The organism is Nocardioides sp. W7 (assembly GCF_022919075.1).
GTDB lineage: Bacteria > Actinomycetota > Actinomycetes > Propionibacteriales > Nocardioidaceae > Nocardioides.
In genome coordinates this window covers 1,942,314-1,954,424 of sequence record NZ_CP095078.1, presented here as the reverse complement: position 1 = coordinate 1,954,424, position 12,111 = coordinate 1,942,314, and the positions used below count along the sequence as shown (strand labels likewise).

The window sequence follows — 12,111 nt, the reverse complement described above, 5'->3', positions numbered from 1 at the left end:
CGCGGTCACCGACAGAGCCGGCAGGCAGCACCGTGCGATGAGTTCGCGTCCTCCGACCGGTCAGAGCTGCCATGACGACCATCCTGAACCCCTACCTGCACTTCGACGGCACCGCGCGCGAGGCGCTGACCTTCTACCACTCGCTGTTCGGGGGCGACCTGAACGTGATGACCTACGGCGACATGGGCATGGAGGGCGACCAGGCCACCCAGGTCATGCACGGTCAGGTCAACAACCCGGGCGGCATCACTCTGATGGCCTCCGACGGCGCACCCGGCCAGACGCTGGTCCGGGGCAATGCCTCCAACCTCAGCCTCAGCGGCGACGACGAGGCCGAGCTGCGCGGCTGGTTCGAGACCCTGGCCGACGGCGGCGAGGTGCATGTCCCGCTGGAGAAGCAGATGTGGGGCGACGTGTTCGGCCAGGTGCAGGACCGGTTCGGCGTGATCTGGCTGGTCAACATCGCCCAGCCGGCCTGACCGGTCGCCCGACATCATGCGATCCGGGCCCGGTCGCGCCCGGGTCGCATGACGTCGCGGCCCTTACTCGGACGCCGAGACCTCCGCCGAGGTGCCGTTCGCGGCCTTTCCGACCGAGCTCTTCACCAGTGCCTCGAGGTCCAGCCCGGTCGAGGTCTTCAGCATCGCCAGGGTCTGCACGATGTTGTCGTTGACCTGGCGCGGGAGCGCGCCGGCGCCGTCGGGCGAGATGACCGTGAGCTGGTCGATGGCGGAGATCGGGGCGGCCACCTCGCGGGCGATCTGCGGCAGCACCTCGATCAGCATCTGCAGCACGGCGGCGTCGTTGTAGTTGGCGAACGCCTCGGCGCGCTTGTCCATCGCCTCGGCCTCGGCCTGGCCGACGGCGAGGATCGCGGCGCCCTGGGCCTCGCCCTCGGCGCGGGTGGCGTCGGCCTCGGCGGTACGACGCGCCTTCTCCGCCTCGCCTCGCTTGGCGCCCTCGATCGCCTCGGCCTCGGCCAGCGCGGCCCGGCGGGACTTCTCGGCCTCACCGGACAGCCGGACCTGCTGCGCCTCGGCCTCGGCGGAGGCGATGGTGGAGGCCTTGCGGGCGTCGGCGGCGGCGATCTCGGCGGAGCGCTTGGCCTCGGCCTCCTGCTCGACCTTGTAGCGCTCGGCGTCGGCCGGCTTGCGGACCTCGGTCTCGAGCTTCCGCTCGGTCAGGGCCGCCTGCCGGACGGCGACCTTCTCCTGCTCGAGGAGGATCGCCTGGTCCCGGTCGGCCTGGGCGAGCGGGCCGGCGGCGGCGGCCTGGGCGGAGGCGGCGTCGGTCTCGGCCTTGATCTCGGCCTGCTTCAGCGCCAGCGTCCGCTGGGCGACGGCGATCTCCTGCTCGGCGGCGATCTGGGCCTGCTCGGCGGCCTGCCGGGCGTTGGCCTCGGCGATCCGGGCGGTCTGGCTGACCCGGGCGGCCTCCGGGCGGCCGAGGTCGGCGAGGTAGCTGCCGTCGTCGGTGACGTCCTGGATCTGGAAGGTGTCGAGGATCAGGCCCTGACCGGTCAGGGAGTTCTCGGACTCGTCGGCGACGCGCTGCGCGAAGGCGGCGCGGTCCCGGATGATCTGCTCGACGGTCAGGCCGCCCACGATGGAGCGCAGGGCACCCGCGAGCACCTCCTGGGTGAACGGCTCGACGTCCTGCTGCTGGCTCAGGAAGCGCTGCGCGGAGAGCCGGATCTGGTCGGCGTTCCCGCCGACCTTGACGATCGCCACGCCCTCGACGTTCAGCTTGATGCCCTGGCCCGAGACCGCGCCGCGGATCTGCACCGAGATCCGGCGCGAGGAGAGGTCCATGGTGGCGAGCTTCTGCACGAACGGGATCACGAAGACCCCGCCGCCGAGCACGACCTTCTGACCCGACAGGTCGGTGCTGAGCTCGCCGGTCTCGGGGTTGAGCACCGCCTTGCCCTTGCGGCCGGTGACGATGAAGGCCTGGTTGGGCCCGGCCACCTTGTAGCGGCTCGTGACGAGCAGGACGAGCAGGATCAGCAGCAGGACGAGTCCGCCGACAGGGATCAGCAGGTCGGGCATGGGGTGCCTTTCAGGGGAGGGCCGTTCAAGGGAGGGAGCGCCACACCGGAGCGACCTCGACGGCCGTCGGTGAGAGGACGGTGGTGACGAACACCTCGGTGCCAGCCTCCAGGGACTGCTCGGAGCGCGCGTTGAGCCGGACCGGGTTGCCGCTGACGAGTACGTCGACGACGCCCAGCCCGTCGGCCGGGATCGCGGTGACGACCCGCCCGCTCCGGCCGACGGTGTGGTCGACCGAGGGGGTCGCGTCGCTGCCGCCGTCGCGGATCAGCCGGGTCAGCCAGGCGGCGAACCAGCCGAACGCCACGCCGGCGACGATGCCGACGGGCAGCGACACGGCGAGCGGCGCACCCACCGCCTCGGCGGTCGCACCGCCGAATCCGGTCGCGGCCACGAACGCGCCGATGACGGCCGTGGAGAAGACGTCACCGGGGAGCGCGTCGGCGAGCCCGTCGAGCAGGTCACCGAGCACGAGGCCGACCGCGAGCAGCACCAGACCCAGCACCCCGATCACGAGGAAGGTGGTCACGCTGGGATCTTCTCCTACCGCCGTCGGACCCCGGTGCTCCGGGGTGAACCCGCAGCATGTCCCAAGAGGCCTACTTGAAACCCCCGGTGTCTAGTCCTCCGGCTCCAGCTCACGGCTGAACAGCACCACACCGGACAGGTCCCGCAGGCTCACCGTCAGCCGCCCGTCGCGGGCGATGTCGACGTGGCCGAAGAACTGGTTGCCGTGCCGCGGCGACTCGTTCGGGGTCGCGGCGTGCTTGCGGAAGACCACCTCCGGCCCGAAGGTGCCGTCGAGGTCGCTGGGGCCGAACGTTCCCGCGGCGATCGGACCGGCGACGAACTCCCAGAACGGGTCGAAGTCGGTGAAGCCGGCCCGGTCCGGGGAGTAGTGGTGCGCGGCGCAGTAGTGCACGTCGGCGGTGATCCAGACGACGTTGCGCACGCCGTGCCGCTTGAAGGCCGCGAGCACCGCCGCGATCTCCTGCTCCTTGCCGAGCGGGGCGCCGGGGTCCCCGTTGGCCAGGCCCTCCTGGGCCAGCTGGCCGTCGGGCACCACCAGGCCGAGCGGCAGGTCGGCGGAGATCACCTTCCAGGTCGCGCGGGAGCATCGTACCTCTCGGATGAGCCAGTCGACCTGCTCGGCGCCGAGCAGCCGGGTGCCGTCGGGCTCGAGCCCCGCCGTGTTGGGGTCCTTGTGGGTGCGCATGTCCAGGCAGAAGACGTCGAGGTGGCCGCCACGCTCGACCTTGCGGTAGATCCGGGCCGGGGCGAAGCCTGAGTCGTGGGAGAGGCCACGGCGAGCCGGGGCCGCGATCGGCTGGTACTCCTGCCACGCCTGCCGGGCCCGCCGGGCCAGCACGTCGACGCGCCGCTCCTGGGTGTAGCGCGGGTCCTCCAGGATCTCGCCGGGGTACCAGTTGTTGGTCGTCTCGTGGTCGTCCCACTGCGCCACGACCGGGGTGTCGGCGTAGAAGGCCCGGACGTTCTCGTCGAGCAGCGTGTAGCGGTGCCGGCCGCGGAACTCCCCCAGCGTCTCGGCGACCTTGCTGACCTCCTCGGTGACCAGGTTGCGCCAGACCTGACCGTCGGGCTCGGTGACCGATGCCGCGATCGGGCCGTCCGCGTAGATGGTGTCGCCGGCGTGCACGAAGAAGTCCGGCCGGGTCTCGTGCATCGCGCGGTAGCCGATCAGACCCCCGAGATCGGGGTTGATCCCCCAGCCCTGCCCGCAGGTGTCGCCCGTCCACACGAAGCTGGTCGCGGCCTCGTGCAGTGACCCGGTCCGGAACGTCGCTGTCTGGGTCTCGCCGAGCACGCCGTGCTCGTCCTCGAAGCCGAGACGTACGGCGTACTCCCGGCCCGGCGCGAGTCGGTCGAGCGCGAGCCGGGCGGTGTGGTCGCTGCTGCCGGTCGCCCAGGCCCCGCGGACCCGGTGGCGGCGTCGGCCGCTCACCACCTCGGCGACCAGACGCCCCCGGCCCGAGGCCCGCGCCCACAGCACGGCTCCGTGCGTGGTGACGTCGCCGGACTGCACGCCGGAGGTGAGGGTGAGCCGGCGCCGGACGAGGCCGGCGGCGCCGGGAGCGGCGGCCAGCACGCCGGTGGCGGCGGCCGTGCCGGCGAGGAGGGTACGACGGTGGAGGTGCTGCCCGAGATCAGTCATGCCGCCACGCTCCCGGCCGGAGGTGGCACCTGCGTGAGCGCCAGGTGGCGCGTCGGTGAAGGTCAGGCGGCCCCGGCCGCGAGCCGCCGCAGCTGCGGCACCAGGTTGCGGCGGTTGGTCTCGGCGAGCCAGCCGTTGGGCAGCGAGAGCCGGACCACCTTGTGCCAGGCGCTGGCCACCTGCTGCACCAGTGGGCGGGCGCAGTAGTTCAGCCCGAACTTGTCGAACACCTCGCGCACCCGCGGCGCGATCTCGCCGTACCGGTTGCTGGGAAGGTCGGGGAAGAGGTGGTGCTCGATCTGGTGCGAGAGGTTGCCGGCGAGCAGGTGCAGCACCGGGGGGCCGGAGATGTTGGCCGAGCCGAGCATCTGGCGGACGTACCACTCGCCGCGGCTCTCGTCCTCGTCGAGGTCGGGCTGCTCGAATGCCTCGACCCCCTCGGGGAAGTGGCCGCACATGATCACCGAGTGGCTCCACACGTTGCGGACCAGCACCGCGGTCGCGTCGGCGGCGAGCGTCGCGCGCCAGCCCGGGCCGGAGAGGAGCGGCCAGACCACGAAGTCCTTGGCGGCCTGGCGCAGCGCCCGCTTCAGCGTCACCTTCGCCTCGGCCCGCTTCTCGGGCGACATCGTGCGACCCTCCCGGAGGTGGTCGCCGAGGTCGAGGTCGTACATCGCGATGCCGTACTCGAAGATGCACGCGGTCACGGCGTTCCACAGCGGCTGGACCAGGTAGCGCGGCTTCCACGGCTGGGCCTCGTCGACGCGCATGATGCCGTAGCCGAGGTCGTTGTCCATCCCGATGATGTTCGTGTACGTGTGGTGCACCTGGTTGTGCGCCCGCTGCCACTGCTCCGGCGGCGTGGCGTGGTCCCACTGCCACGTCGAGGAGTGGATCTTCGGGTCGCGCATCCAGTCCCACTGGCCGTGCAGGACGTTGTGCCCGATCTCCATGTTGTCGAGGATCTTCGCCAGGCTCAGCGCCGTCGTGCCGACCACCCAGGCCGCCTTGTTCCGGCCGGCAAGCAGCACCACCCGACCGCCGAGCTCGAGGCCGCGCTGCACGCGGATCACTCGGCGGATGTACGCCGCGTCGCGAGCCCCGCGGTCGTCGAGGACGTCCTGGCGGATGGCGTCGAGCTCCTGGCCCAACAGCTCGATCTCCGTGGCGGTGAGGCCGCCCGGTCTCGGCGCAGTGGCGTTCGCGGTGGCGGTCGCAGTCGCGGTCGTCATGGCTCTACTGTGCCTCCTCGGCGAGTCGGGTCGGTGATCGGGATGTGACGGATCGACCCCCAACACCGGTACCCCGTTCACAGCGAGACCACAGGTCAGGCTGACGCAGCTGCCAGCCGGACCGCCCAGGGTCGGGCCATGACCCAGAACCAGCCGGGCGACCAGCGCCCGCAGGACGAGACCAGCCCCCTCGCCGCCCAGCCCGCTGCCGCGGGCTCCACGGCCACCGCCGAGGCGGGGCCGCCGCCCCCGCCACCACCCGCTCCGCCCGCGTACGAGGCGGCCGCCTCTCCCCCACGCCCCGGCCCGCTGCGCCGGGTGCCCCGGACGGCGTGGCTCTCCGCCGCGGCCGTCCTGGTCGTCGTCGGCATCGGGCTGGGCGGCTTCCTCGTCGGTCGCGCCACCGCCCCGGACAATGACTTCCGACCCCCGTTCGACCGCGGCGAGCGTCCGGACTTCCCCGGCGATCGGGGCGGTCCAGGTGGCCAGGGCCGTCCGGGCGGTCCGGGCGGTCAGCTGCCGGGCCAGCAGGGGCAGGCGCCCGCCCAGCCGGGCGGCGGCACGGACGGAAGCACCGAGGACGGTACGGATGGCAGCACCCAGGAGAACTCGGCCGACACGACCGCGTGGTACGTCGTAGCGCAGACTGCGTGAATCCAGGCTGAGCCCTACCCGCCGAGCAGCGCCCGCACGTCGTCGGCGGTGACGGCTGTCGCCATCGCGCCGTCGCCGTCGACGACCTGCGCGAAGAGCGCGGCCTTGCGGGACTTCAGCTCCATCACCTTCTCCTCGATGGTGTCGGTGGCGACCAGGCGATAGACCATCACCGGCTGGTGCTGGCCGATCCGGTGGGCCCGGTCGACGGCCTGGGCCTCGGCCGCGGGGTTCCACCACGGGTCGAGGACGAAGACGTAGCTGGCCTCGGTGAGGGTGAGCCCGACGCCGCCGGCCTTCAGGCTGATCAGGAACGCCGGCGCGTCGCCGTGCCGGAACTCCGAGATGGCGGCGTCGCGGTCGCGGGTGCGACCGTCGAGGTAGGCGTGCCCGATGCCCTCGGCGTCGAGCCGGCGGCGCACCCGGGCGAGGAAGCTGGTGAACTGGCTGAAGACCAGCGCCCGGTGCCCTTCGGCGGCGAGCTCGCGCAGGTGGTCCACCAGGACGTCGATCTTGGCCGACCCGATCGCCTCGTGCTCCTCGTCGACGAGCGCCGCGTCGAGGCTGAGCTGACGCAGCTTGGTCAACGACCGGAAGATCGCGACCCGGTTGGCGTTGAAGTCGCCGATCAGGCCCAGGATGTGCTGGCGCTCGCGCTGCAGGTGGGTGTCGTAGACCTTGCGGTGCTTCGGGCCGAGGGCGACGTCGAGCACCTGCTCCTGCTTGGGCGGCAGGTCGGAGGCGACCCGTTCCTTGGTGCGGCGCAGCAGGAACGGCCGGATCCGGGTGCGGAACCGCGCGAGTGCCCGCTCGTCGCCCTGCTTCTCGACCGGCGTCGCGACCAGCTCGGAGAACTTCCGCGGCCACGGGTAGAGGCCCGGCGCGACGATCGACAGCAGCGACCACAGCTCCATCAGCCGGTTCTCGAACGGCGTGCCGGTGAGCGCGAGCCGGAACGGCGCCTCGATCCGCCGGACCGCCTGGTAGGTCTTGCCCTGGTGGTTCTTGACCTGCTGGGCCTCGTCGAGCACCAGCCCGCCCCACGGCAGGGCGACGTAGTCGTCGGCCTCCAGCCGCAGCAGGGTGTACGACGTCACCACGATGTCCGCACCCTCCGCCAGCTCGGCGAGGCTGGTCCCCCGCCTACTTTGGCCGGCCGAGACGGCGCGGACCACGAGCCCGGGCGCGTGCTGGTCGGCCTCGCGGACCCAGCCCGGCACCACGCTGGTCGGGGCGACCACGAGGAACGGCTCGGCGCCCCGACTGCGGGCGTGGGTGATCAGGGCGAGCGCCTGCAGGGTCTTCCCGAGGCCCATGTCGTCGGCGAGGATCCCGCCCAGCCCCGCGTCGTGCAGGAAGGCCAGCCAGCGGAACCCCTCCAGCTGGTAGTCGCGCAGCTCGGTCGGCACGCCGACCGGGTCGACCTTGGGCAGCTCGGTCAGGCCGCTGAGCTGCTGGGCGGCGGAGACCCAGCGGGCCGCCTGCTGGTCGACGAGCCCGATCTCGGCCAGCTCACCCCACAGCCCGAGGTCGTGGGTGCCGACCCGCAGCCCGCCGTCGTCGTCCTGCTCGATGAGCTCGGACGCCGCCCGGACCGCGTCGGCGAGCCGGGCGAGCGCCGGGTGGCCCGCCGGGAGGTAGCGGCCGCTCGGCAGGAACACCTGCTCCTGGTCGCGGGTGAGCGCCTCGAGGACGTAGGCGAGCGGGACCTCCTCGCCGTCGACGTCGATGACCACCCGCAGGTTGAGCCAGTCGACCGGGCCGGCGGAGTCGTCCTCGGGCAGCTCGAAGCGGATCTCGGGCGCGTTCTCGGCCGGGCGGTAGTCGAGCTGCACCCCGACCTCCTCGACCTCGACCGACGGGTCCTCGCGCAGCGCGGGCAGCACCTCGCCGACCAGCGCGAGCAGCCGGTCGCCGCGGAGCTCGTGGTGGGCGCGCAGGTCCCCGGCCTCGTCGCGCAGCAGCCGGTCGCCCGCCTGGCCGAGCTGGAGGCGGTCGAGGTGGGCGCGCTCGCGCTCGGGACGGCGTACGTCGCCGCGGGACCCGGCCAGGTCGTAGGCATGCGCGTCGGCACCGACGCGGTAGCGCCAGGACCAGGCGATCTCGGCGACCCCGGGGCCGCGCCAGCCGACGGTCAGCACCAGCGCCGGCGGGAGCTCCTGCGGCAGCGGCACCGCACCGTCGGTGGACCGGACGGCCAGGTGGCGCCGCAGCCGCGGCAGGTAGTCGCGCACGAACTGCTCGCCCTGGCCGGCGGGGATCCGCACCGGATCGGGTCCCTCCACGAGCCGGCGCACGGGCTCGGCGAGGATCCGGTCGAGCGGCGCGAGGACGAGGTCCCCGGTGTCCGGGTCGACCAGCGCGACGCCGTGCCCCTGGCGACCCACCACGACCAGGTCGTCGCCCGACCACCAGCGGCCGTCGTGGTCGACGCCCACCTCCAGCCGGGCGGCGCCGTCGACGTCGGCCCGCAGCTCCGCCCGCAGCGAGAGCGGCTCGTCCTCCAGCCGCACCGAGGGGACCCCGGTGCCGCCGACCAGCTCGACGCCGGCCTCGCGGGCGCGGGCAAGCATCGACCACACGCCCGACCCGAGGTCGTCGAGCGGGGTCTCGCCCCGGTAGTAGTGCGGCGAGCGACGCGCCGCCGCCAGCTCCGAGAGCGCGGCGAGCTGAGCGGGATCGTGGCTGTGGGAGTACGCCGCCCGCGGGAGCTCGTCCCAGCCGACCCCCCGCTTGATCCAGGCGCCCTTGCGGCCGGTCGTGAGCGGGATGACGCGCACCGTGGGCTGACTGGCTCGCACCTGCCAGGACGGCACCCGGCGGGTGCCGTCGGCGGTCGAGTCGGGTCGGTCGATGCTCACCTCGAGGACGAGCGGCTTGAGCGCCTCGGTCGTGGCGACCCGACCGAGCTCGTCCAGCACGTCGTCGAGGCGCTTGCCCCAGTCGGGCTCCTCGTCGTCGACCGCGCCGGCCTGCCAGGCGAGCAGCACGGCCGCGGCGTGCTTGCACGATCGTGCGACGAAGCAGGAGCAGCGGCTGCGCACCAGGACGGTGCGGGCGGAGCGGACCAGGGTGACGGACACGTCGTACGGGTCGGGCTCGCCGCCCTGGACCTCACCCTCGAGGACCATCTGGTCCCGGCCGGGGCTGGCGACGTCGACCCACTCGACCCGTCCCTCCTCGACGTAGGCCCGAGCGCGCTGCAGGGTGCCGGTGTCGAAGGAGAGCCCGAGCGCGACATCGTCGAGGAGACGCAACAGCGGCAGGGACTCGGGCATCCCCCGATCATGCCGTGCGCCGGGGACGGTCTTGCGGGCGCGTCGGTCCGAGCTGTGGAGAACCGGCGCTCAGCGGCCCCGGTTGCGCCACCAGATCGAGGCGTTGAGCACGGTCGCGAACCCCGTCCACACGACGTACGGCGCCAGCGCGGCGGCCGCGACCCTGTCGTGCCGGGCCGCCTCGCGCACCAGGGCGACGTTGAGCACGTCGAGCACCGCGATGACGCCGAGCCCGGCCGCGGGCGACTCCTCGGCGAAGAACGCCCAGCACCAGCCGGCGTTGACGGCGAGGTCGGCCGTCGTCAACGCGAGCACCCGCGCCTCGGCGTCCGGCCCAGCCTTCTCGGCGGCCCGGCCGGTGCCCCAGGCGATCAGCCCGTAGAGCGGCGTCCACACGATCGGGAAGGCCGCGGCGGGCGGCTCCCACGGCGGCTTCTCGATCGAGCGGTACCACGGGCTGTCGGGGCGGGTGCCGACGAAGCCGATGCCCGCCGCGGCCGCCGTGAGCGCGCCGGTCAGGATCGTCCGGCGCACGTCAGGCCCCCGGGTCGGCGGTGGCGTAGGAGAGCACCCGACGGGTGAGCCGCTCGGTGCGCGGCGCCCAGTCGGCCGACGGCACGGGCTCGCCGTGCCGGAACGAGCGCGCCGACACCGCGAAGTTGCGCGACGGGCCCAGGCAGTCCGGCCGGAACCGGACGACCGCGTGCCGCTTGCGCATGGACAGCGAGAAGCAGTTCCGGTCGCTGATGTCCTTCCCGTGCCGGGTGAAGGACCGGGCGCGGAAGACGGCGTACTCGGAGAAGGCCATGCCGGTGAGGTAGACGTCGGGCGCGCGGTCCCCGTCGAGGTCGAACCACAGGTCGATGCCGTCGCCGCTGCGGACCTGACGGTCGTGGGTGACCACCACCTTCGCCTTGCGCCCCGGCTTGGGCGCGGCGACCAGCGTGGTCCTCACGATGTCGTACGGCGCCTCCTCGTCGACCGTGTCGAGGACGACCCGTTCGCGCGGTGGGGCGGCGCTCGCCTCCGGAGCGGCCGCCACGAGGGCGAGGACGGCGGCGGCGGCGACTCCGGCGGCGAGCAGGCGGCGAGACGACATCGTGTTGGCCTTCCGAGCGAGGTCTGGAAGTCCAGTTGTACCCCTATTCTCGGGTTGGTGACCGAGCGCAACGTCCTGGGCGGCGTCCTGGAGCCCTGCGGCACGGACCCGATGACCGGGTTCTACCGCGACGGCAGCTGCTCCTGCGGGCCGGACGACGTGGGTCTCCACGTGATCTGCACGATCGTGACGCGAGAGTTCCTGGACCACCAGGCGTCGGTGGGCAACGACCTCGCGTCGCCGCGGCCCGAGTACGACTTCCCCGGGCTGCACCCGGGCGACCCGTGGTGCATCGTCGCGGCGCGCTGGCGGCAGTCCTACGAGGCGGGCGCGGCGGCCCCGGTGGTGCTGGCCTCGACCAACTACCGCGCCCTGGAGATCGTGCCGATCGAGGTGCTCCGCGAGCACGCGGTCGACGTACCGCCGGATCTCAGCGGGCTGCCCTGAGGGTCCTGGCCCGCGTCCTGGCGCGAAATATGAGTGACCCCGCTGGCGTCTCGGGTCACCAGCGGGGTCGAGTAGAACTCTAGGTCGCCGGGGGCCCGACGAGAAGGCGAATTCGGGCTTCTTGCGGAAGCCTTGAGGAAACGTTGAGATTTCACCCAGCCGGGCCGGCCGGGCCGCTCTCCCGCGCGTCCAGGTACGCCGTGACGAGGCGCTGCGGGACTCGACCGCGGTCGGAGACGACCAGCCCCTGAGCCGCCGCCCAGACCCGCACCTCGGCGGGAGTCGGCGGCGCGGGCGCGAGCTCGGGAGCCGACGCCAGCGACGCGACGACGGCCGCGCCGTGCTGGTCCTCCAGGCGCCCCACCCTGGCCGCCGCGAGGAACCGGTAGGTCCACTCCTCGGCGAGCGGACGGGTCTCGGCGAAGAACACCGGGACGGCGGGCCAGCGCACCTGGCACTCCGCGAGGCCGTCGGCGACCGCCGCAGGTCGCACGTGGTCGAGCTTGAAGACCGCGGAGTACCGGTCCTCGACCACTACCGCGGCGCGCGGCACGGCTGCGAGCTCGCCGAGCTGGAAGCGCAGCCGGCCGGAGGTGAGGGAGGAGACGAGGTCGGTCAGGCTCTTCCGCTCCACCGTGGCGACGACACCGCCGTCCTCCAGGATCGCGTAGTCGCCCGCGGCGAGCCGGCTTCGTCGTACGACCACCTGCTGGCGGGCGAAGCGGTACGCGTAGCGCTCCCGGTCGTCGACGTGGATCTCCAGGTCCCGGACCGCCGAGGCCCGCGCGGACGGCACTGCCACCGCGGGCCGGGCCTGCTTGTTGGTCCGGGCGGTCTGCCAGAAGATGGTCTCGCGTCCGCGGGTGCGGGTGAGCACCAGCTGACTGCGGTTCTCGCGGCTCCGGTCCAGCACCAGCTCGATGGCGGCGCCGCGCCGCAGGCAGCTGCGGACCGCGACCCGCTCGACGATCTCGGCGTCCTCGGGCCACTCCTCGACCCGGTGGCAGTAGACCTTCGCGGTCCTGGGCCAGGTCTCGCGGGCCTTGAGGATCACCCCGTCCCCGAGCGGGATCCGGAGCAGGTAGGGCAGCGTGGATTCCGGGTCGGGGTTGCGGGCGACGACGAAGTCGGCGGTCACCCCCGCAGTCTGGCAGCACCGGGCGCGAGCCGTCGTGCGCAC

General features: G+C 73.1%; 11 protein-coding genes. 3 read left to right on the top strand and 8 right to left on the bottom strand.

The window, feature by feature from the left end:
• The first annotated feature begins 71 nt into the window (after positions 1 to 71).
• Positions 72 to 479, top strand: coding sequence for a VOC family protein (locus MUB56_RS09240; RefSeq protein WP_244931604.1), 408 nt, complete (start codon positions 72 to 74; stop codon positions 477 to 479).
• Between the two features lie 63 nt (positions 480 to 542).
• On the opposite strand, the gene MUB56_RS09235 is transcribed toward MUB56_RS09240, so the two are convergent.
• From MUB56_RS09235 to MUB56_RS09220, 4 genes are all read right to left on the bottom strand, one after another.
• Positions 543 to 2,048, bottom strand: coding sequence for an SPFH domain-containing protein (locus MUB56_RS09235; RefSeq protein WP_244931603.1), 1,506 nt, complete (start codon positions 2,046 to 2,048; stop codon positions 543 to 545).
• Between the two features lie 25 nt (positions 2,049 to 2,073).
• Complete coding sequence (locus MUB56_RS09230) at positions 2,074 to 2,577, bottom strand: hypothetical protein (RefSeq protein WP_244931602.1); 504 nt, start codon at positions 2,575 to 2,577, stop codon at positions 2,074 to 2,076.
• Positions 2,578 to 2,667: 90 nt separating this feature from the next.
• Positions 2,668 to 4,221, bottom strand: coding sequence for an alkaline phosphatase D family protein (locus tag MUB56_RS09225; protein ID WP_244931601.1), 1,554 nt, complete (start codon positions 4,219 to 4,221; stop codon positions 2,668 to 2,670).
• A 62-nt stretch (positions 4,222 to 4,283) separates the two neighbouring features.
• Positions 4,284 to 5,453: an acyl-CoA desaturase gene (locus MUB56_RS09220; protein WP_244931600.1), complete on the bottom strand. Its 1,170-nt coding sequence runs from the start codon at positions 5,451 to 5,453 to the stop codon at positions 4,284 to 4,286.
• 138 nt (positions 5,454 to 5,591) lie between these two features.
• On the opposite strand from MUB56_RS09220, the gene MUB56_RS09215 reads away from it, so the two are divergent.
• Positions 5,592 to 6,107 (top strand): hypothetical protein, encoded by a 516-nt coding sequence (locus MUB56_RS09215; RefSeq protein WP_244931599.1) that lies wholly within the window; start codon positions 5,592 to 5,594, stop codon positions 6,105 to 6,107.
• A 14-nt stretch (positions 6,108 to 6,121) separates the two neighbouring features.
• Here the strand turns inward: MUB56_RS09215 and MUB56_RS09210 are convergent, their stop codons facing one another.
• The 3 genes from MUB56_RS09210 to MUB56_RS09200 form a co-directional block, all read right to left on the bottom strand.
• Positions 6,122 to 9,385, bottom strand: coding sequence for a DEAD/DEAH box helicase (locus MUB56_RS09210; protein ID WP_244931598.1), 3,264 nt, complete (start codon positions 9,383 to 9,385; stop codon positions 6,122 to 6,124).
• Between the two features lie 69 nt (positions 9,386 to 9,454).
• Positions 9,455 to 9,919, bottom strand: coding sequence for a TspO/MBR family protein (locus tag MUB56_RS09205; RefSeq protein WP_244931597.1), 465 nt, complete (start codon positions 9,917 to 9,919; stop codon positions 9,455 to 9,457).
• A gap of 1 nt (position 9,920) precedes the next feature.
• Entirely contained in the window at positions 9,921 to 10,484 is a 564-nt protein-coding gene (locus tag MUB56_RS09200) for a hypothetical protein (RefSeq protein WP_244931596.1), read from the bottom strand.
• A gap of 57 nt (positions 10,485 to 10,541) precedes the next feature.
• On the opposite strand from MUB56_RS09200, the gene MUB56_RS09195 reads away from it, so the two are divergent.
• Complete coding sequence (locus tag MUB56_RS09195) at positions 10,542 to 10,931, top strand: DUF2237 domain-containing protein (protein WP_244931595.1); 390 nt, start codon at positions 10,542 to 10,544, stop codon at positions 10,929 to 10,931.
• Positions 10,932 to 11,082: 151 nt separating this feature from the next.
• On the opposite strand, the gene MUB56_RS09190 is transcribed toward MUB56_RS09195, so the two are convergent.
• Positions 11,083 to 12,069 (bottom strand): ERCC4 domain-containing protein, encoded by a 987-nt coding sequence (locus MUB56_RS09190; protein WP_244931594.1) that lies wholly within the window; start codon positions 12,067 to 12,069, stop codon positions 11,083 to 11,085.
• Between the last annotated feature and the right edge of the window lie 42 nt (positions 12,070 to 12,111).

Bases quoted from the DNA above. Each gene is read 5' to 3' on its own strand.
- MUB56_RS09210 (WP_244931598.1), bottom strand. From the start codon at position 9,385: ATGCCCGAGTCCCTGCCGCTGTTGCGTCTCCTCGACGATGTCGCGCTC.
- MUB56_RS09215 (WP_244931599.1), top strand. From the start codon at position 5,592: ATGACCCAGAACCAGCCGGGCGACCAGCGCCCGCAGGACGAGACCAGC.
- MUB56_RS09225 (WP_244931601.1), bottom strand. From the start codon at position 4,221: ATGACTGATCTCGGGCAGCACCTCCACCGTCGTACCCTCCTCGCCGGC.
- MUB56_RS09220 (WP_244931600.1), bottom strand. From the start codon at position 5,453: ATGACGACCGCGACTGCGACCGCCACCGCGAACGCCACTGCGCCGAGA.
- MUB56_RS09200 (WP_244931596.1), bottom strand. From the start codon at position 10,484: ATGTCGTCTCGCCGCCTGCTCGCCGCCGGAGTCGCCGCCGCCGCCGTC.
- MUB56_RS09235 (WP_244931603.1), bottom strand. From the start codon at position 2,048: ATGCCCGACCTGCTGATCCCTGTCGGCGGACTCGTCCTGCTGCTGATC.
- MUB56_RS09240 (WP_244931604.1), top strand. From the start codon at position 72: ATGACGACCATCCTGAACCCCTACCTGCACTTCGACGGCACCGCGCGC.